Below are 21,002 nucleotides of genomic sequence, written 5' to 3'. Positions count from 1 at the left end.
CTCCTATCCGATCACTTCGTATCCTTTGCTTATTAGTACTTCTTTGATTTTATCAAGACTTATGTTTTTCATTTCCGCTCCTTTGGGGATAGTCATGAAGCGTCCTGCAGTATTTAGCATTGCCGGATTTCCAATGCTTTCAAAGCCTAACTCCTTCATTATTTCTATAATTTCAGGGTTATCCTTGCAAAGTTCATATACTGTCTTTGACAGGTCTATTGTTTTTTCCATATCCCTCCCCCTTTCATGGCTTTTATAGCACGTCCTTCCTATAACCTCTGCCGGCCTTTGATATTATTATCCTTTTCAAAACGCCAGTAATTATGACTATTTCAATATATAATCATCTGTCACATATGGATTTCGCAACAATAAATGTCTCTAATAATTTACCCTTTTTGCCTCCGGTATAAACCTCCGCCATGAACTTCTCGATATCATAAGCTTTTCAAGAAGCATACCGACTGGGGATTGCTATTCCAAAACGTTGGCCATTTAACTCCCCATGCTCTCCGACGGAGGTTTCACACATTTTCCACAAACTGCATATTTTATTATGTAAAGTGTATTACTACGCTGATCATTTTATACAACTGAAGGTTTCAGTCCGGGCAGTCGGCATGTCTTCCAACGATATGTACCAACGACTTTTTTAGTAGGAGCTGAGCATAAATGATTAACCCGATAAATCTGAACGGAAAAAATATAATGGTCACCGGAGCCTCCTCCGGCATCGGAAAAGAAATCGCCCTATACTTAAGCAAGCTTGGGGCTAATATTATATTGATAGCACAAAATGAAGAACGCCTGAAGAAAACCTGCGATGAGCTTAAACCCGGCAATCACTCCTATTATCCGATGGACCTTAATAACCTGGACGAAATCGAGCATTTAATGGAGAAAGTCTGCCGGAACGGGTTAAAACTTAATGGATTGGTTCATTCAGCCGGGACATCAATCTCAATACCCTTGAAATACCTGAAAATGAGCGATATAAAAAACGTAATGTCGGTCAACTTTTTTTCTTTTGTGGAGATGGTTAAGCAGTTCTCAAAAAAGGAGTATAATGATAACGGCGGAAGTATCGTCGCTATTTCCTCCATATCTAAAAAAGTGGTTGCCCGAGGCCTTACGGCATACTGCGCCAGCAAAGGGGCTCTTGAAAGCGCAATACGGGTTATGGCCTTGGAGCTTGCACCAAAGAAGATAAGGATAAATTCTGTTGCTCCGGGTACTATGGAAACCCGGATTTTTGAAGATTTAAAAGAGCCGGTCAATAATAAGAATTTTGAAGCAGAACTTAAAAAAAGCCACATTATGGATATCGGAAATGCTGAATATATCGCTTGTGCGGTCGCTTTCCTTCTAAGCGATGCCTCCAGGCTTATTACCGGCACATCTTTGGTGGTGGATGGAGGATAGTCTGCCCATTAAGAGCAGTGCTTCAAAATATATGGATATAAAGGAGGGTCATCTGCTTCTCCAGAAATACGTTGAACCCTCCTCTTTTGAGAAGATTCATCGCAGCAGGAATGGTTTGCTTTAACCCATAGATTACTCCCTCAAGTGCTTGTCGATTACGCTCATCAACCACTTTTCCTCGCCGGGTACCTTGTCCCTCAGCCTGGCGGCAGCCACAGGGAGAATCCATGCATATATATCCTTGTATCCTGCCTTTGAAAGTCTCATGTACTCATTCAGGTAAGTCCAGCAGATCAGCCATTTTGTATATTGGATTATAGGCATCATGATATCGGGAAATTCCGGGTACTTTAAAGGTGATCGCATTATAAGGCAGGTCCTGGCCACATCACCCAGTGGATTTCCACAGTAGGCGTTTGTCCAGTCTATAGGCACTAACCTGTTCCCGGAAACCATTATATTGTTAAAGTGAAAATCTCCATGGCACACACTGTTGCCGTCGGGAAGGCTTTCCATATAGTCTAGGATTTTTCCCAACCGGTCACCCAATATTTGCGATGAGCTCTTTATCCTGTCTGTAAACTTGTCTTTTTGGGCAGGAAGATTTTTTAATTTGCATTTGTGCACTTCATATTGCAGCCTTGCCAAATGCTGAGCGTAGTGGTATACCATCCAGGGTTCCTTCTGAATATGCAAAAACATAGTTTTGCCTTCAATACGTTCATATATGATACCTCTACGGTCCTCGGCGTCGATTACTCCGAATACTGCCGGAGAAGGCACCCCCGCTTCATGTACGGTTTTCCCAATGCTTGCTTCATAATCTACCCGCTCCATGGTGACGTTATCAAAAAACAGTTTTAATACTTTATCCTGTCCCCACTCATATACCTCTGCGGTCATACCTTTTCCTATCATTTTACCCTTTATCATAAGCAGCTCTCCATTTTGCAATTATTTCTTTACATTATACGCATCGAGTGCATATCCCTTGCATGCTTTTTTCCGACATTTTAATTCCCGGGATAAAAAGCTCCTCTCGGTCATGATGGCAAAGCGATGCTATAGAGGAGTATGCCAAGCACGGTCAGAGTCTTCACTTACATATTAAAATATGGACATTGGGGTGTCAATGAACAGTTCAAAACAGCAAAGGCAGCTTTCAATGCCTCTCTTTTTAAAGCTAAACTGTTTTGAACAATCTAGGATTCAATAAAGAATTTAACTAAAAATAAAAAACCGTAGAATCATCGATTCTACGGTTACTGGAGGCGCCATCCAGATTTGAACTGGAGAATAAAGGTTTTGCAGACCTCTGCCTTACCACTTGGCTATGGCGCCATTCCGGAAGCCGAAGGTGAGATGTGAAAAGTTGGATTTAAGCATTATCTTAACTCCAACCTCTCATTTTCACCTCTAGCTTCTAAAATTGGAGCGGGTTACGAGATTTGAACTCGCGACTTTCACCTTGGCAAGGTGACACTCTACCGCTGAGTTAAACCCGCATATGGTGCCCAGAGCCGGAATCGAACCAGCGACACAGGGATTTTCAGTCCCTTGCTCTACCGACTGAGCTATCTGGGCATTTTCAAAAGTTAGAATTCCTTTACCGGAACCGGATTTTATACCGCCCCGGATATTTCCATCCTAGCTTTTGATTTTAGTGGCGACCCGGAAGGGGCTCGAACCCTCGACCTCTAGCGTGACAGGCTAGCGTTCTAACCAACTGAACTACCGGGCCATTTCATCAACTGATAAATCACAAGCTGCTTTACTATTATAAGTGTTTAACGTTGAATTGTCAACTATAAACATCAATTTTTCTTAATGAATTTATCAGTTTTGGTGGGCACTATAGGGCTCGAACCTATGACCCCCTGCTTGTAAGGCAGGTGCTCTCCCAGCTGAGCTAAGCGCCCGAATTAGCTGTCTTTCCGAAAGACAATAAATAGTATACAGAAACAAAGGAGCAAAGTCAATACATAAAATGCGCTATTTTCAAAAATATTTTTAGCAACCTCGCTATTGCTCCCCAATGCTTGTCATGACAAGGTTATGCTAATTTTCCTGATGTATCAGACTTTTCAATTCCTCCTCGGAAAAATAATATTTTTTATTGCAGAAATGGCATTGAAGCTCAGCGCCATGCTGTTCCTCTATCATATCCGCCAGCTCATCTCTTCCAAGGCTGATAAGGTTTCTTTCCATGCGTTCCCTCGAACAGTTGCATACAAATCTGCATGGGGATTTTTCCGCGATTTTCAGGGATTTTTCTCCAAACAGCATTTCCAGAATATCTTCAGGAGTTTTACCTTCAGAAAGCAGTTTAGTGACCGGTGCCAGCGTTCTGATTTTCTCTTCCAGGTAGTCTATGATATCATCCCCTGCTCCCGGCATCAGCTGGACTATATAACCTCCGGCATTCAATATGGAGCCATCCACATCGACAAGCACACCTAATGCCACTATTGATGGGGTCTGTTCCGATTTTGCGAAATAGTACGCCACATCGTCCCCTATCTCTCCGGTCACCAGGTCAACATACCCTATATAAGGCTCTTTCAATCCCAAATCCATAATAACGTTCATATACCCTACCTTGCCTACGGCACCGCCAACATCCAGCTTACCCATAGAATTCAGAGGAATATCCACATCGGGATTGTACACATATCCCCGTACATTTGATTCATAATCGGAAGCTACAACAATCCCCCCCAAAGGACCATTTCCCTTTATCTGAATGGTAAGGGCATCCTCCTCACTGGTAAGCCGCATTCTTGACATAATCGCTGCCGCCGTCATGGTTCTACCCAAAGCAGCCGAGGCTACCGGGGAAAGGTTATGTATGGAAGCCGCTTCTCCCACCATTCGTGTTGTTACTGCCGCAAAAGCCCTTATCGCTCCATCTGCAGCTGTAGCTCTTACAATGTAATCCGACATAGCAATCTACTCCTTATAAAGCTCAATTTACTTTTATCGTCTATTTTATATCATCCATCGTTTATTTTGAATACTTTCTCGTATATTTTGCAAAGTCTGCATATTTCATTCTTGCTTGAAAATTATCCGATTTTGAAGCATAAGCTCCATTTTACGGCGAATTTTTTTCACCGGAAACTTGATCTTATATAATTGAAAAACCCCGATATATAAATATATACCGGGGATAATTTACTTGGCCACTTTATATTTAAAGCTCATTCAAACTTTAATTACTGTATTTTCTGAACGTTTGCAGCCTGAGGTCCCTTAGCTCCTTCAACAACATCAAATTCTACTTCGGCACCTTCTTCTAAAGTTTTAAAACCTTCCATTGCTATTGCTGAAAAATGAACGAATACGTCGTTTCCATCTTCCCTTTCAATAAACCCGTATCCCTTTTCAGCATTGAACCATTTTACTCTTCCTCTTTCCATCACGGCACTCCTCCTGAAATAATTGCATTAGTTCTCCTCAAAGCACTTTGCCCGAATCAAACATAAAAAGTGTAACACAATATTTGACCCATTGTCAATTAATAATTTTACATAAAGCCTTTTCTAAGCTTTATCTGGTTTCCATAAGTACTTTTCTAAATTTATTATACCATCTTCATTAAATATTATTCCTTCCTTCTCAAGCAGCATTTTTTGGACCTCAGGCCCTCCAAAAGCAAAGCCTCCGCTCAATTCACCCTTCCTGTTTACCACTCTATGACAGGGCACTATTCCTTGATATGGATTGGCATGCAGCGCCCATCCTACCATTCTCGCCCTGCGTGGATACCCCGTCATGGCCGCTATTTGGCCATAAGTAGCCACTTTCCCTTTCGGAATTCTCTTTACAACCTCATATACCTCTTCAAAAAATTTCATACGATTGCATCCCCCTACTCTTTGCGGCAAACAAAAAATATCCTTTCACTCTCATCCTTAGGAGGTGAAAAGCTCAGTTGGTCATACATATCCAAAAGCTTCAAACCCGAAGCGTCAATTAATTCCATTATCTCCTCTGATAAATAAGCCCTTTCTCTGTGAATCTCGTCGTATCTTTCATAATGTTCTCCTTCCTTTACAAAAAAGGTCAGGTCAAACTCACATATCCTGTTCCTTCGGTCATAGTTGTTCTGCCATATATAGGCAATATCCTCCCCCACATCGTAAAAAACGTTGTCAGCCAGCACCTTCTCAAGCTTATAAGCCGAATTAATATCAAATATGAACAAGCCGTGGGGATTTAGGTAATTTTGCACAAGCTTGAACATTCTTTTTAAATCTCTCTTGTTTGTGATGTAATTTACGCTGTCCATAAGACATACGACGGCATCCACCGTACCGTAAAGCTCAAAACGGGTCATATCCTGGTTAAGAAGAAGGATATCCTTTCCCTGGTCTTCAAACTTTTTTCTGGCGCAGCACAGCATGTCGGAAGATATATCAATACCTATCATATCATAGCCTCTTTTGGCCATTTCAAGGCAAAAGCTTCCGGTCCCGCACCCCAAATCCAGAAGCAGCGAAACTTCAGCTTTATTTCTTTTAAAAATCTCTTCAATATAATTTGCCCATTTTGAATAATCAATATCATACATAAGTCTGTCATAGATATATGCAAAGTTTGTATATGCCATATGTCCGGCTCCTTTTTAGCAAAAAGAAAATACCTTAGTTTCCCACAAGCAGCAATTTACAGGAACGCATTGATTTTCCACTCCAGGAAATTTTAAACGGCGTGCCCTGCATTAATAAAGCAGTAGTTACCGGCATCCTGCCGGCATTACCAAATTCTTTATATTATTTTAATTTCCACTGCCGCACCGGCATCGGGAAAACATACAGATATTATACCATTGAAATGAGCCCATTAAAATAGGACATATCATAGCTGTCAGCTTTAATATGTCCTACTTTATTACATCTGCTGATTGCCTTTCGCCTGCATCAGCCTTTTCTTTTTTGTTATTATGCCGCCTATTTTGCCTGTCTCCTTGGCAGTTAACCCCTTCCATCCATATTTCTTCACTTTTTCAATCAGACCGAGCTCTTCAGCAATTTCGTATTTCAGCTTTTCTTCATCAATTTTCACAATTTGCACCTCCCGATAGGTATTTATGCCGGTAAAGGGTGCTTTAAGCTCCGATCACCGGCCGGCATTCCTAGCTGTTCCTCAGAAGGTAGTTTATGGAGATGGGGAATTTTTATTCACTAATTTATTATTTTATCTTTCCTTTCAGATTCTCCACAGCTGCCTTTAGCTGTATGTCCTTCTCCGGAGGTATGTCAGATATCGGGCTGTCCTTGTATTCCTCCGGAACATCGATTTCTATATCCGGCATAATTCCCGCACCATGGATGCATACGCCCGACGGTGTAAAATACCTGGCTATGGTAACCTTTAATCCCGAACCGTCATCCAGGGTGGAGGATGCCTGCACCAAACCCTTGCCGAAGGTCTTTGTACCCACCAGCGTGCCCTTCTTGTGGTCCTTTATGGCCCCGGCCAAAATTTCCGAAGCGCTGGCGCTGTTGCTGTTTATCAATACAGCTATTGGCATGCCCAGTTCTTTTGCATCCGATTTTTTAACATCCTGCCTCTTATATTTGTCCTCCGTATAGACAATGGTACCCTCCGGAAGCAGCCGATCGCAGATGGCTACCACCTGGTCGTAATAACCTCCCGGATTATCCCTCACATCAATCACCAGGGCTTTCATTCCATTGCTTATGAGCTTGTTCAGATGCTCGTTGAAATACCTGTTAATTTCACTATCGAATTTCACAATCCTTATATATCCGATATTGTCCTCCAGCATTCTGCTCTTTATGTTGGCAATCTTTATTTTTTTGCGGGCCAGGTCGAATTCCAGCATTTCGCCATTGGAAGGCCTGTATACGGTAATTTTGACCTTTGTATTCTCCGGTCCTCTTATCATGTTGACTACCGCGTCTCCGTCCTTTACGCCTCTTACATCCTTGCCGTCAACCCTGATAATCTTGTCTCCTTTCTTCATTCCTACCTCTTCGGCCGGAGAACCTTCAAAAGGCTCCACAATGGTGACAAGGTTATCTTCACCTAAGGATATGCTCACTCCGATACCCACATAGCTTCCGGTTATGCTTTCGGAATACATTTTCCATTCTTCCTTTGTATAATATGCGGTATACGGATCTCCCAGAGAATCGGCCATACCGGCGATGGCACCTTCCAGAAGCTTGTTTTCGTCTACATTTTCATAATATTCATTTTTCAAAATGCTGCGAACTTTATTAAATTTGGCAACTATGCTTTGATCAACGGTATCCGGGTTAAAATATATCACACCCTGGTTTATGTTGCCCCAACCCAGAAAGATAAGCGCTGAAACAGCAAAGGTTGCCATGGATGTAACAACCACCAAAATTATGGCAGCCAGCAAAAGTCCTCTGTTTCTCTTCAATGATAAACACTCCCATTGGTTAATAATTATAACCTTTTATTATTTTCCTACAGATAATATATCATATGCTGCCGTGTGTATTATTAAACCCGGATTTTATCCGGGTTTGATTTTTCATACTTGTTCTCGTCTATTTCTTTTTGCCCAAGTAATCTAAAGGATTCTGCGTCTGACCGTTCTTGATGACTTCAAAATGCAGGTGGGGTCCGGTGGACCAGCCTGTGGAACCTACCTTGGCTATTGTATCCCCTGCCTTGACTTTGTCTCCGACTTTTACCAGGATCTTGTCCGCATGCCCATACAAAGTCGCTATCTTGCCTCCATGGTCAATAATTACGGTATTGCCATACCCAGTCTGCCATTCCGCCACGATAACTGTTCCGGCAGCAGCTGCAACTATGGAGGCACCTCTTGCGGCTGCGATATCTATACCCGTATGAAGCTTGTTCTTTTTTAATATGGGATGATAACGGTTGCCATAATATGAAGATATCGTAGTCGAGCTGGGGCAGGGCCATTTCATGATGCCCCCGGAGTACTGAGCTTCGCTCATCAGCTTTTCTATGCGCTTCGTGATTTCCTGGCTCTTTTTGATCAGCTCATCTTCCCTCTTCTCCAGATCTTCCAGGGTCATCTCATACTCTTTTATCTTTCTGTCGGCCTGATTTCTGGATGCTACCAATGACTGAATTTTCTCTTCCTTGTCCTTCACATCCTCTTCCAGCTTTTTCTTTTGGGATTCTTTCATCTGCCTTTTATAATCAAGGTCTTTTTTGGCCGCATCTAATTCCTCCACCAGATTCTTGTCGTTTTCCGATATGAGGGAGATCAGCTGAAGCCTCTCAAAAAAATCGATTATGCTTTTTGACTCGATCAAAGTCTGCAAATATGTAACACTTGAGTTTTCATACATTACCTTAATCCTGGTTTTAAGCATCGCCACCTGGTTTTGATATTTATCCTCGGCAGCTTCCAGCTCCGCATCCAAAGCCAGTATTATGTCGTTAAGGGTTGCAACCTCACTTTGCAGGTTTTTCAATTCGCTGTCTGCCTTTTTCCGTTCTTCCTCCAATGCTTTTTTTTGGTTTTCAGTTTCTTTTATTTTGCTCTCGTATTCTTTTTTATCCTTAGCGACATTCTTCATTTCTTGCTCAATATTTTTCTTTTCCTCTTTCGCCTTCGACAGCTCATCTGCATGAGCAGGAGCCATATTAACAAATATCAAGGCAAAAACCATGAAAAACAAGACAAGCCTCTTCACCCGTACTACCCCCATTTATTCGTTTAGCTTTTGTATAATATTAAACTTTTAAATATTTACGTATCGATATAAAGCTTCCAAAAGCTCCTACAACAGCTCCTGTGACTCCGAATATAATCATGATGACGGAAGCAACTTGGTTGAATTTTAAGAGTTTTACAATGCTTAAGCCTATACCTGCAAAGGCAAGGCTGGATTTTTGCTCAACCGCGTCGTACCCCAGCCACATCAGGGCAAACGCCATAGCTGAACCTATCACTCCAATTATAACACCTTCTACAATAAAAGGCCATCTGATAAACCAGTCGGTGGCGCCTATATATTTCATAATGTTGATTTCACGCCTTCTGGCAAATACGGTGAGCTTTATCGTATTGGATATTATGAACATGGATACCACCAGCAGAGCCAAAAGTAAAACACCGCTTATCAAAGGTACCCAATAGGTAATATTCGCAATTACCTCCACAGCCTGGCTCGCATAGGTTACGTTTTCCACCTCCGTCATATCTTTGAACTTTTGGACTACAGCAGCATTGTCTTCCGGATTTACAAGCTTTATGATGAATGAAACCGGCATTATGCTTTCATCAAGGTCTTCCAGCAAATATTCCTTTCCATCGAAGATTTCATTCTTAACCTTGTTGAAAGCCTCAGCCTTGGTTACCATCACATATTCCTTTATTCTCGCATCTTTCTTTATGGCATCCTCCACGTTGGCTATCTGGGCTTCGTCCATTTCAGGATAGCAGAACACCTGCATTTCAGGCTGTTCCTTCAGTGTTTCCAGGTTGGAGTTCAAATTAGCCGCCAAAAGAAAAAACGTGCCGAAAATCAATAACGAAGCCATCACGATGGCTATGGAAGCCAGGGACATCAGTCTGTTCCTGTAAGCATTCAAAAAACCTTCTTTAAATATGTATCGGGCTGTTCTTATCTTCATCTTTATATAGTCCTTTCTGTTGATCTCGAACGATTATTCCTTTGTTGATCGCTATAACTCTTTTCTTCATCAAATCAACGATAGACTTTTCATGAGTGGCAACTATTACAGTGGTTCCCCTCTGATTTATCTCCCCCAGCAGCCTCATGATTTCCCATGAGGTTTCCGGGTCAAGATTTCCCGTAGGCTCGTCCGCTATAAGCAGGGAAGGGCTGTTTACTATCGCCCTCGCCAGAGCCACTCTCTGCTGTTCTCCTCCGGACAGCTGCCCGGGGTAAGCATTGGCCTTGCGGCTAAGCCCTACAAGAGCCAAAGCCATCGGCACCTGCCGCCTGATCTCCCTTGGAAGGGCTTCTACCACCTGCATCGCAAAAGCCACATTTTCGTACACGGTTTTGTTGGGAAGAAGCCTGAAATCCTGGAAAACTACCCCCAAGCTTCTTCTTAAGTTTGGAACTTCCTTCCTCCTCATGGAAGAGACCCTGTAACCATTTACTACTATTTCGCCTTCCGTCGGGTCCTCTTCCTTCATTATAAGCTTTAGCAAAGTTGATTTACCTGATCCGCTGGAGCCTATTATGAACACAAACTCCCCTTTGTTTATCTTAATGTTTACACCATTTAACGCCACAGTCCCATTGGGATACCTCTTCATCACATTCTTAAATTCAACCACGGTGACCTCCTTAACCCCATATCCGATAATTAAATTGCTGCATCTTCCAATCTGCAAAATTAATTGCTGTATCTCCTAATCTTCTAATTTATTTAGCCCCTTCTCTTTTGCACCTCTGTCCAGATACTTTTTGATGAGCATTGCAAACTTAAGTATGATGGCATCATCAAATCTGGTCAGATCCAGGCCGGTTATCTTCTTTATCTTGTCCAGCCTGTAAACCAGGGTATTTCTGTGAACAAACATTTGTCTTGCCGTTTCACTGACATTTAAATTGTTATCGAAAAATTTCTGTATAGTAGTAAGATATTCCGCATCCAGGGATTCAAAGGACCCTTCCTTGAATACCTCTTTTAAAAACAGCCTGCAAAGATTCTCCGGGAGCTGGTAAATAAGCCTTCCCAGTCCGAGATTGTTATAGTGAAAGATAGAACTGTCGTTGGAAAATATGTCTCCCACTGTTAGTGCCGTTTTTGCTTCCTTAAATGACTGCATTGTGCCTGCAAGGCTATCTGCCACTGTTCCTATTCCCACCATGGCCTTCACCATAGTTTCAGTGTTCAGCGTATCAACAATGCTCCTTGCAACCTTTTCTATTTCCTTCAAATCGCTGTCCGGCTTAAGCTCTTTAATCAGTACGGTGAATTCATCATCCAGCACTATGATGAAATCCTTGGATTTATTTGGAAAAAGGCCCTGTATTGTCTCATGCACATACATTTCCTTGTTTTTTTCAGTTTTTATCAAAAATACGACCCTGTAGGCGTTGTAGGCTATATGGAGCTCTTTTGCCTTTACTGCTATTTCCCCGGGAAGAGCATTTCCCATGAGAACATTCTTTAAAAAGCTGCTTTTATCAAATTTTTCGTCATAATACAGCTTCATGTTTATGACATTTATTGAAATCAGGGACAAAAATTTCAAGCTGGTTTCATCGGTATACTCAATAAACGCGATATATTCCGGCTTCTTTTTTATATAAATCCTCTTGTACGCGTAATTCCCCGATATGCAAACATCATCGGTTTCATTCAGTTTCTGGGGAATTGGAATTTCTTTTCCGACCTTCGAATCATCCGAACAGGCTATTATTTGGCCATACTCATCAAGAATTCCAAATTCCTGACTTATTATGCTTTTTATCTGATAAATCAGATTTTGAAAAAGCTTTGATGTCAAAAGAATTCCCTCCCTACAGGCTGTCTTAAAATAATTATACACTAATGATATGGAACATTAAACTACAAAAATTTTAAAAAACTATGAACAAAAGGAGAGAAAGGCAATCTACCTTTCTCTCCTTTTTATTCATCTATGAGAATATTAGTTCATTATTACTCTTTCTGTTTCCTTATCAAAGAGATGAATCTTATTTGCATCGAATACAACTTTTATAACATCGTTGGTTCTAGCCTTTGTTCTCGGGTTAACCCTTGCAGTAAAGTCAGTGTCGTTGATCGTCAAATAAAGGAGGGTTTCGGCACCCAGCATTTCAACAACGGATACTGTAGCTTCAACAGCGTTATCAGGCATCTGCTCAATGTAAGCTGGTTCATCATGAATATCTTCAGGTCTGATACCCATAACAACTTCTTTACCGATATAGTCGGTACCTTCAAGCTTCTTAGCTTTGCCTTCGGGAAGTTTGATATCTTCCTTGCCGAACAGCAGGTGGATTTCCTGACCGCGCTTTTCAACAGTAGCATTGATGAAGTTCATCGGCGGGCTTCCAATAAATCCTGCAACGAACAGATTAGCAGGTCTCTCATACAGAGCCTGAGGAGTATCAACCTGTTGGATAACTCCATCCTTCATAACAACTATTCTTGTACCCATTGTCATAGCTTCTACCTGGTCGTGGGTAACGTATATGATAGTTGTCTGCAGTTTCTGATGCAGCTTGCTTATCTCAGTTCTCATCTGTACTCTTAATTTAGCATCGAGGTTGGATAACGGTTCGTCCATCAGGAACACTTTTGGTTCACGAACTATAGCACGACCCAATGCAACCCTCTGTCTCTGACCACCGGACAGAGCCTTCGGCTTTCTGTCAAGAAGATGTTCTATGTCGAGAATCTTAGCTGCTTCGTGAACTCTTCTCTTTATTTCGTCCTTAGGAGTCTTTCTCAGTTTAAGTCCAAATGCCATGTTGTCGAATACTGTCATGTGAGGATACAAAGCGTAGTTCTGGAAAACCATCGCTATGTCTCTGTCTTTAGGCTGTACGTCATTTACCAGCCTGTCACCGATGTAAATTTCACCTTCGGTGATTTCCTCCAATCCTGCAATCATTCTGAGTGTAGTTGTTTTACCACATCCAGATGGTCCGACAAGTATGATAAACTCCTTATCTTCGATGTCAAGATTGAAGTCGTTTACTGCGACAACCCCACCATCATATCTCTTGTAAACATTCTTCAGCTTTAAACTTGCCATTTCTTCCCCTCCTATATTTATCCTAAGCATATAGCTTTTTTACTACTATAACTATATCATTTGATGGCATCATCAACTAGTACACTTTTAACCAAAATTATTTTTTTCAATTTAGTAACTTTGCATAATAAAAAGCCTGATAATTTTAAATTTTATTATTGAATTTTTATGCATTGATATGTATAATTATAAATCATGAGATATGTATTTTGGAGGTAAATATGATCAAAGTAGGAGTAATAGGGGCTACAGGCTATGTAGGCATCGAGATTGTGAGGCTGCTTCAAAACCATCCCCAGGCAGAAGTGACAGTGGCAGTTTCGCAGAGCTTTGTCGGTCAGAAAATTTCCGATGTCTATCCCAGCTTAAGAAATATATGTGATATTGAATGCCAGGACTTAAATATGGATGCCATATATGACAAGGCGGACGTGTTCATAACCGCACTTCCCCACGGTATATCCAAGGAAGTGATACCATATTTGCTGGAAAAAGGTAAAAGAGTCATCGATCACAGCGGAGATTTCAGATACAAATCCGTAGAAGTATATGAAAAATGGTATAAGTTAAAGCATGAGATGCCGGAGCTCTTAAACGAGGCAGTATACGGCCTTCCTGAGCTGTACAGGGACCAGATTAAAAACGCCCGGCTGGTAGCAAATCCCGGATGCTATCCTACCTGCTCAATACTGGGCATCGCACCCCTTTTAGCCAATGACATCATTGATACTAAAAACATCATAATTGATGCGGTATCGGGGGTTTCCGGAGCCGGAAGAAAGACAGATCTTCCCTATCAGTTCTGCGAATGTGATGAGAACTTCAAAGCTTACGGCGTTGCCACTCACAGGCATACCTCCGAGATAGAGCAGGAGCTGTCGTTTATTGCCGGGGAAGAAATCCTGATATCCTTCACTCCCCATCTGGCTCCCATTAAGAGAGGCATGCTGTGCACCACCTATGCTAATTTGAAAAAGGATATATCCACTTCCGAACTGCTGGATCTATATAAAAAGCACTATGATGGAGAGTTCTTTGTAAGGGTTCTTGGGGAGGGAAAACTCCCTGAAGTGAAATATGTAGCCGGCTCAAACTTCATAGATATAGGGCTGGTAGTGGATAAAAGGCTGAACAGGGTGATCGTTCTCTCAGCTTTGGATAACCTGATGAAAGGCGCTGCCGGTCAGGCGGTTCAGGATCTCAACATTATGTATGGAATTCCGGAGCAAACCGGACTTTCGGCTCCGGGACTGTATCTATAATTAGGGGGTAAATTATTAATGGAGACGATAATCAAAAAAGCACAAATATTAATAGAAGCGCTTCCATATATTCAAAAGCTCGCCGGGAAAACCGTAGTGATAAAATACGGCGGAAATGCCATGATCAGTGATGAGCTAAAAAACTCAGTGATGGAGGACATCACTCTTCTTAAATATATCGGTCTTAATCCCGTTGTCGTCCATGGAGGAGGGCCGGATATCAACAAAGCTCTTGACAAGCTCAATATAAAAAGCGAATTCGTTAACGGATTGAGGGTCACTGATGCCAAGACTATGGAAGTTGCCCAGATGGTTTTGGTGGGAAAAACCAACAAAGAGATAGTGTCCCTGCTCAATAAAAAGGGCGGAAAAGCCATCGGACTTTGCGGAATCGACGGGAATCTCATAGAGTGTGAGCAGTACAAGCCGGATATCGACGGCAAAGAAACTGATATAGGCTATGTAGGCAAGATAACCCGGATCAATTCCAAGGTCATTGAACTGATTGCAAAAGACGAGTACATACCGGTCATCGCGCCGATAGGCGTAGGCCCGGATGGTCAAAGCTACAACATAAATGCCGACACCGTAGCCGGAGAGATAGCCATCGCTCTGAAGGCAGAAAAGCTCATGCTCTTAACCGACGTAGAAGGTGTTAAAACAGCCAGCGACGGCGAAGTGCTGTCCGCACTGACCGTCAGCGAGGTTCACCAGCTGATTGAAAAGAAAGTCATAAACGGAGGCATGGTGCCTAAAGTCCTGGGCTGTGTGGAAGCCCTGGAAAACGGTGTGGGAAGGACCCATATCATAGACGGAAGGATACCCCATTGCATCCTCCTGGAGATATTCACCAACAAGGGTATCGGTACGATGATAATGAAGGAAAAAGTCCTCTACCACAGCGGCGAAAAGCTCTGATATGCAAATTGGGGAGGGTATTGATATGAAGCTCAATGAGATAATTGAAATGGATAAAAAGTATTATATGAATACTTTTGGCAGCAGAACACCTGCATGCTTTGTTCAGGGAAAAGGAATAAACCTGTGGGATACCGATGGCAAAAAATACTATGATTTTCTAGGGGGTATTGCGGTAAACGCCCTGGGACATTGCCACCCTGCCCTGGTCTCCGCCATAAGCCGGCAAGCATCTGAATTGATGCACTGCTCCAATTTATACTACATTGAACCCCAGGCAAAGCTGGCTAAGCTGCTGGTGGAAAACTCCTGCGCCGACAGGGTGTTCTTTGCCAACAGCGGTGCCGAAGCCAACGAAGGAGCTATTAAGCTGGCAAGAGCATATTTCAAAAAGAAAGGTATGCCGGGAAAATATGAGATCATCACCCTTAAAAATTCCTTTCACGGAAGGACAATGACCACTACAGCCGCCACAGGCCAGGATAAATACCACAAACCATACGAACCTCTGACGCCAGGCTTTATTCATGTACCCTTAAACGACAGGGATGCGCTGCAGAAGGCTATTAAATTTTCCACCTGTGCAATAATGATGGAACCCATCCAGGGAGAAAGCGGAGTCAACCCTGCCACAAAAGATTATATGCAATTTGTGCGTGACCTGTGCGACAAGCATGGCCTCCTTTTAATCCTGGACGAGGTGCAGACAGGTCTGGGGCGCACCGGAAAGCTGTTTGGATACGAGCATTTCGAAGTGGAACCGGATATATTCACCCTGGCAAAAGCTCTGGGCGGAGGATTCCCTATCGGGGCCTTATGTGCAAAGGAGCATGTAGCCAGCGCTTTCGAGCCTGGGGACCACGGCTCCACCTTTGGCGGAAACCCCCTCGCCTGCACTGCCGGTTTGACAACGTTAAGCATCATCCTTGAGGAAAAGTTGGCAGAGAACGCAGAAAACGTCGGCAATTACTTTTTTGAAAAGCTCTCCGGACTTTCCCGGAAATATTCACAAATCGCAGAGATAAGGGGAACCGGGCTTATGATCGGTGTGGAATTCACCGGCGGTATTGCAAAAGAAGTGAAGGATAAACTGTTCGAAAGCGGTTATCTGGTCGGAAGCGTAGGCACCAAAGTCTTGAGACTCCTTCCTCCGCTCATACTCACAAAGCCGGATGTAGACGGCTTCATAGAAGCATTGGACAAAATTTTATGCGGCATGCAATAAAACAAGGAAAGCAATATATGTCTTAAATGTTTGCGCAATAAGGAGAATGAAAATGAAAGCAGTTTTGGTTTTGGAAGATGGAACATACTGGGCCGGTGAAGCCTTCGGACATGAAGGCGAGGCTGTAGGCGAAGTGGTTTTCAACACCAGCATGACAGGCTATCAGGAAATAATCACCGACCCTTCATATAACGGGCAGATAGTTGCTATGACCTATCCCCTCATAGGCAATTATGGCTTTAATACGGAAGATAACGAATCCTACAAGCCCCACCTGCAGGGCTTTATAGTGAAGGAACTGTGCGACTCTCCCAGCAATTGGAGAAGCAGCATCAGCCCCAGTGAATTTTTCCTGAAAAACAACATAGTGGGGATAAAAGGGATAGATACCAGGGCTTTGACCCAGCATATACGCCATCACGGAAGCATGTTCGGTATCATTTCCACCGAATGCGGCAATATAGACATACTTATGGGAAGACTGCAGCAAAAAAAGGGAGAAAAGCGCAATCTGGTCATGGAGGTTACTACCAAAACAACCCTACATAAGAGCGGTCCGGGCAAGAAAGTCGTTGTTCTCGACTTCGGAGTAAAATACAATATCATCCGGTCGCTGGAAAGCAGAGGCTGCAATATATATGTGCTTCCCGCCTACTCATCCTATGATGAAATAATGGGCTACAATCCCGACGGCATATTGCTGTCCAATGGTCCGGGAGACCCTACCGATTTGCCTTCGGCAAAACTTACGATACAAAAGCTCCTTGGAAAAAAACCGATCCTTGGGATATGCCTCGGGCATCAACTTCTGGGGCTGGCGCTGGGAGGCACCACCTATAAGCTCAAATTCGGGCACCACGGAGGCAATCATCCTGTAAAGGATCTTTTAACTAACAAATGCTATATTACTTCCCAGAATCACAATTACGCCCTCAAAGCCGATTTCAATGAGGATGTAACCATCACTCACATAAATGTAAATGACGGCACAGTAGAAGGTTTCAGGCACAAATCCTTGCCGATCATAAGCGTGCAGTACCATCCTGAGGCTGCACCCGGGCCCGCGGATTCAGCCTATGTTTTCGATGATTTCCTATCGATGATGGGTTCTTAAATATATAGCGATAAAGTAAGTTCTAGAATATAGATGGAGGTAAATATGCCGAAAAGAAATGACATAAACAAAGTCCTTGTCATAGGCTCCGGCCCGATAATAATCGGCCAGGCTGCGGAATTTGACTATTCCGGAACTCAGGCCTGCAAGGCTCTGAAGGAAGAAGGCATAGAAGTTGTGCTGATAAACAGCAACCCGGCAACCATTATGACCGATAAGGAGACTGCCGACAAGGTATATATAGAACCTATAACTCTGGACTTCGTTAAAAAGATAATAATGAAGGAAAAGCCCGACGGAATCCTGGCTTCCCTCGGAGGGCAGACAGGCCTTAATATGGCCGTGCAGCTGGCTGAGGACGGAATACTGGATGAGATGGGAATCCAACTCCTGGGCACGTCGCTCAATTCCATAAAAAAAGCGGAAGACCGGGAGCTTTTCAAAAATACCATGCAGGAAATCGGTGAAAAGGTGCCTCATAGCAAAATTGTAACCAATATCGCCGATGCCGAAGCCTTTGCTGAAGAAACAGGCTTCCCCATCATAATCCGTCCCGCCTATACTCTGGGCGGCACCGGCGGAGGCATCGCCCACAACATGGAAGAATTCAGGTATATATGCGGCACGGGTTTAAAGCTCAGCATGATAGGTCAGGTTCTGCTGGAGCAGAGCGTGGCCGGCTGGAAGGAAATTGAATATGAAGTGATAAGGGACGGAGCGGACAACTGCATCATAATTTGTAACATGGAAAACTTCGATCCCGTGGGAGTCCACACTGGCGACAGCATAGTAGTGGCACCCAGCCAGACCTTATCCAACGTCGAGTACCAGATGCTTCGTTCGGCATCTATAAAAATAATCCGTGCCTTGGAGATAAAAGGCGGATGCAACATTCAGTTTGCATTGAATCCTGAAAGCTTCGAATATGTGGTAATCGAAGTCAATCCGAGGGTCAGCCGGTCCAGCGCTCTGGCATCCAAAGCCACCGGCTATCCCATTGCAAGGGTAGCCGCCAAGATAGCTATCGGCCTTAACCTGGATGAGATCAAAAATTCAGTGACAAAGAATACCTATGCCTGCTTCGAGCCATCTCTGGACTATGTGGTGGTTAAGGTTCCCCGGTGGCCTTTTGATAAATTCACCACTGCCGACAGAAGCCTTGGCACCCAGATGAAGGCCACAGGAGAAGTAATGGCCATAGGAAGGACCTTCGAAGAAGCCCTTTTGAAAGCCATTGACTCGCTGGATGTAAAGGGCAACTACCAGTTGGGTTTAAGCCTGTTTGAAAATATGTCAAAGGACGAATTGCTAAAATACATAAAGCAGCCTAACGATCAAAGGATTTTTGCCATATGCAAGGCCCTTCAGAAGGGCATAAGCGCTCATGATATCATAAGCATGACAAAGATAGACGCTTTCTTTATAAAGAAGCTGGAAAAGATAGTTAAACTGGCGGAAGAAGTTAAAAACTCCGGCATAGCATGGCTTGATTATGACCTGTACTCCAGGGCAAAGAAAATAGGCTTCGGGGATTCCTACATAGCCAACCTGGCCAATGTGCCCTTGGATGAAATCCTGGAGCTCAGGAATAAATTCCCGATCAACCCGGTTTACAAGCTTGTTGATACCTGCGCCGGTGAGTTTGAAGCCGTCACCCCCTACTATTATTCCACCTATGAGGGAAAGGATGATGTCATCGTTTCAGACCGGAAGAAGGTGCTGGTCATCGGTTCCGGCCCCATACGCATCGGTCAGGGCATAGAATTTGACTACTGCAGCGTGCATTCAGTGGAAGCGTTAAAAGAGCTGGGCATTGAATCGATAATCATAAACAACAATCCTGAAACTGTGAGCACAGATTTTGACACTTCGGATAAGCTGTTCTTTGAGCCTCTTACCAAGGAATGCGTGCTGGATATTATTGAAAAGGAAAAGCCCATTGGAATAATAGTTCAGTTCGGCGGACAAACAGCTATAAACCTTGCCGGTACGCTGCATAAGGAAGGCGTGAGGATTCTCGGAACCAGCGTTGAAAGCATTGACATATCGGAAGACAGGGATAAATTCCTCAAGCTGCTCACTGATCTTGATATACCCATGCCGGAAGGAAAAACGGCTTTCCTGCCCGGGCAGGCCAGGGCCATTGCCAACGAAATAGGCTATCCGGTGTTGGTCAGACCCTCCTATGTTCTTGGAGGAAGGGCGATGGAGATAGTATATGACGACGAATCCCTGGATGAATACATGAGCCTTGCTGTGGATATATCCGAAAAGCATCCCATACTCATCGACAAGTATATAAACGGCAGGGAAATTGAAGTGGATGGAATATGTGACGGAGAAGATGTACTGATTCCAGGCATCATGGAGCATGTTGAAAGGGCCGGCGTCCACTCCGGCGACAGCATAGCCATATATCCGCCAAGGGACCTGCCACAGCAGGTTAAGGATACAATAGTTGATTATACGGTGCGGTTGGCTAAGGCTCTTAAGATTATAGGGCTGTTTAACATACAGTTTGTCCTCGATAAGGACGGCAAGGTTTATGTAATAGAGGTAAATCCAAGGGCAAGCCGTACTGTGCCCATAATGAGCAAAATAACAGGAATACCCATGGTAAACCTGGCAACAAAGCTGATCATGGGCGGCAAGCTGAAATCCCTTGGCTACAAGCCAGGCCTTGCCGAAGAATCGGAATTTATAGCGGTAAAAGCTCCGGTATTCTCCTTTTCGAAGCTCACTACCGTGGACACATTCTTAGGTCCGGAGATGAAATCCACCGGTGAGGTCATGGGCGTGGCCAAGGATTATAACACTGCGCTGTATAAAGCCTTCCTGGCTACCGGCATGAAAATTCCCGCTGGAGGAAATGTACTGCTTTCGGTGGCCGAAAGGGACAGGGATGAATGCATCGAAATTGCAAAAAAGCTTCTTAAGCTGAACTTTAAAATATCAGCCACCGAAGATTCTTATGAATACCTTCTGGAGGCTGGTATTAACGCGACCCTGGTGCCGGATGACAGGATACTGGATGCCATAAAAAGCGACAAAATAGAGCTGATAATAAATACGCCCACCAAGGGAAAAATGCCTTCAAAGCTTGGCTTTTTGCTTCGGAGGACCGCTATGGAATACAATGTTCCCTGCATAACCTCCCTGGATACGACGGAAGCATTGCTCCAGGTAATCGGGCATATATCAGACGGCAAGGATACGGAAGTCTATTCCCTGGATGAATATTCTACTTTCGAAAGCCACTAGGCCTTATGGAAAGGAAGCCGGAATAAAGGAAATCGCATATAAGGAAACCGTATATAAGAAGGCAGT

The 21,002-nt window shown here is 43.5% G+C and carries 19 protein-coding genes and 5 tRNA genes; 6 read left to right on the top strand and 18 right to left on the bottom strand.

Annotation, left to right across the window (positions count from 1 at the left end; translation table 11 throughout):
- Positions 1-3: 3 nt before the first annotated feature.
- Complete coding sequence (locus tag CDO33_RS03170; protein ID WP_103081875.1) at positions 4-231, bottom strand: DUF1858 domain-containing protein; 228 nt, start codon at positions 229-231, stop codon at positions 4-6.
- 441 nt (positions 232-672) lie between these two features.
- Between CDO33_RS03170 and CDO33_RS03165 the strand changes: the two genes are divergently transcribed.
- Positions 673-1,422: an SDR family NAD(P)-dependent oxidoreductase gene (locus tag CDO33_RS03165; protein ID WP_103081876.1), complete on the top strand. Its 750-nt coding sequence runs from the start codon at positions 673-675 to the stop codon at positions 1,420-1,422.
- 132 nt (positions 1,423-1,554) lie between these two features.
- On the opposite strand, the gene CDO33_RS03160 is transcribed toward CDO33_RS03165, so the two are convergent.
- The 17 genes from CDO33_RS03160 to CDO33_RS03080 all read right to left on the bottom strand — a co-directional run bounded on the left by CDO33_RS03160 (position 1,555) and on the right by CDO33_RS03080 (position 13,156).
- Positions 1,555-2,355, bottom strand: coding sequence for a phosphotransferase family protein (locus CDO33_RS03160; RefSeq protein ID WP_103081877.1), 801 nt, complete (start codon positions 2,353-2,355; stop codon positions 1,555-1,557).
- Positions 2,356-2,688: 333 nt separating this feature from the next.
- A tRNA-Cys gene (locus tag CDO33_RS03155) sits at positions 2,689-2,763 on the bottom strand.
- A gap of 89 nt (positions 2,764-2,852) precedes the next feature.
- A tRNA-Gly gene (locus CDO33_RS03150) sits at positions 2,853-2,927 on the bottom strand.
- Between the two features lie 3 nt (positions 2,928-2,930).
- Positions 2,931-3,006 (bottom strand) — tRNA-Phe (locus CDO33_RS03145).
- An 80-nt stretch (positions 3,007-3,086) separates the two neighbouring features.
- Positions 3,087-3,163 (bottom strand) — tRNA-Asp (locus CDO33_RS03140).
- 102 nt (positions 3,164-3,265) lie between these two features.
- Positions 3,266-3,341 (bottom strand) — tRNA-Val (locus tag CDO33_RS03135).
- Between the two features lie 139 nt (positions 3,342-3,480).
- Positions 3,481-4,365 (bottom strand): Hsp33 family molecular chaperone HslO, encoded by an 885-nt coding sequence (hslO, locus tag CDO33_RS03130; protein ID WP_103081878.1) that lies wholly within the window; start codon positions 4,363-4,365, stop codon positions 3,481-3,483.
- 272 nt (positions 4,366-4,637) lie between these two features.
- On the bottom strand, positions 4,638-4,841 hold the full coding sequence (locus CDO33_RS03125; protein ID WP_103081879.1) for a cold-shock protein: 204 nt from the start codon (positions 4,839-4,841) through the stop codon (positions 4,638-4,640).
- A 123-nt stretch (positions 4,842-4,964) separates the two neighbouring features.
- A complete protein-coding gene (locus tag CDO33_RS03120) occupies positions 4,965-5,279 on the bottom strand; it encodes an MGMT family protein (RefSeq protein ID WP_103081880.1) in 315 nt (104 codons plus the stop codon).
- A gap of 14 nt (positions 5,280-5,293) precedes the next feature.
- Positions 5,294-6,034 (bottom strand): class I SAM-dependent DNA methyltransferase, encoded by a 741-nt coding sequence (locus CDO33_RS03115; RefSeq protein ID WP_242973909.1) that lies wholly within the window; start codon positions 6,032-6,034, stop codon positions 5,294-5,296.
- Positions 6,035-6,315: 281 nt separating this feature from the next.
- A complete protein-coding gene (locus tag CDO33_RS03110; RefSeq protein ID WP_103081881.1) occupies positions 6,316-6,489 on the bottom strand; it encodes an alpha/beta-type small acid-soluble spore protein in 174 nt (57 codons plus the stop codon).
- 127 nt (positions 6,490-6,616) lie between these two features.
- The gene (locus CDO33_RS03105) at positions 6,617-7,840 is read right to left on the bottom strand and encodes a S41 family peptidase (RefSeq protein ID WP_242973910.1); all 1,224 of its coding nucleotides are present in this window, start codon (positions 7,838-7,840) and stop codon (positions 6,617-6,619) included.
- Positions 7,841-7,970: 130 nt separating this feature from the next.
- Positions 7,971-9,101, bottom strand: a complete 1,131-nt coding sequence (locus CDO33_RS21420; protein ID WP_274540092.1) for a murein hydrolase activator EnvC family protein — start codon at positions 9,099-9,101, stop codon at positions 7,971-7,973.
- 40 nt (positions 9,102-9,141) lie between these two features.
- Positions 9,142-10,044 (bottom strand): permease-like cell division protein FtsX, encoded by a 903-nt coding sequence (gene ftsX / locus CDO33_RS03095; protein ID WP_103081882.1) that lies wholly within the window; start codon positions 10,042-10,044, stop codon positions 9,142-9,144.
- Positions 10,013-10,720 (bottom strand): cell division ATP-binding protein FtsE, encoded by a 708-nt coding sequence (gene ftsE, locus CDO33_RS03090; protein WP_103081902.1) that lies wholly within the window; start codon positions 10,718-10,720, stop codon positions 10,013-10,015. The genes ftsX and ftsE overlap by 32 nt, the downstream gene beginning before the upstream one ends.
- Before the next feature lie 75 nt (positions 10,721-10,795).
- Entirely contained in the window at positions 10,796-11,899 is a 1,104-nt protein-coding gene (locus CDO33_RS03085; RefSeq protein ID WP_103081883.1) for a PucR family transcriptional regulator, read from the bottom strand.
- Positions 11,900-12,043: 144 nt separating this feature from the next.
- Positions 12,044-13,156 carry an ABC transporter ATP-binding protein gene (locus CDO33_RS03080; RefSeq protein WP_103081884.1) on the bottom strand — a complete coding sequence of 371 codons (1,113 nt, stop codon included), beginning with the start codon at positions 13,154-13,156 and terminating at the stop codon, positions 12,044-12,046.
- A gap of 221 nt (positions 13,157-13,377) precedes the next feature.
- Between CDO33_RS03080 and argC the strand changes: the two genes are divergently transcribed.
- Genes argC through carB form a run of 5 tightly spaced genes read left to right on the top strand, consistent with a single transcriptional unit; the run spans position 13,378 to position 20,936 of the window.
- Positions 13,378-14,418 (top strand): N-acetyl-gamma-glutamyl-phosphate reductase, encoded by a 1,041-nt coding sequence (gene argC, locus CDO33_RS03075; RefSeq protein WP_103081885.1) that lies wholly within the window; start codon positions 13,378-13,380, stop codon positions 14,416-14,418.
- 18 nt (positions 14,419-14,436) lie between these two features.
- Positions 14,437-15,336, top strand: coding sequence for an acetylglutamate kinase (gene argB, locus CDO33_RS03070; RefSeq protein WP_103081886.1), 900 nt, complete (start codon positions 14,437-14,439; stop codon positions 15,334-15,336).
- 25 nt (positions 15,337-15,361) lie between these two features.
- Complete coding sequence (locus CDO33_RS03065; protein WP_103081887.1) at positions 15,362-16,561, top strand: acetylornithine transaminase; 1,200 nt, start codon at positions 15,362-15,364, stop codon at positions 16,559-16,561.
- A 52-nt stretch (positions 16,562-16,613) separates the two neighbouring features.
- Positions 16,614-17,675, top strand: coding sequence for a glutamine-hydrolyzing carbamoyl-phosphate synthase small subunit (gene carA / locus CDO33_RS03060; RefSeq protein WP_103081888.1), 1,062 nt, complete (start codon positions 16,614-16,616; stop codon positions 17,673-17,675).
- A 45-nt stretch (positions 17,676-17,720) separates the two neighbouring features.
- The gene (carB, locus tag CDO33_RS03055) at positions 17,721-20,936 is read left to right on the top strand and encodes a carbamoyl-phosphate synthase large subunit (RefSeq protein WP_103081889.1); all 3,216 of its coding nucleotides are present in this window, start codon (positions 17,721-17,723) and stop codon (positions 20,934-20,936) included.
- Positions 20,937-21,002 lie beyond the last annotated feature (66 nt).

This window comes from Clostridium thermosuccinogenes, from assembly GCF_002896855.1.
GTDB lineage: Bacteria > Bacillota > Clostridia > Acetivibrionales > DSM-5807 > Pseudoclostridium > Pseudoclostridium thermosuccinogenes.
The sequence above is the reverse complement of the archived record's forward strand: the minus strand, read 5'-3'. Positions and strand labels throughout refer to the sequence as shown.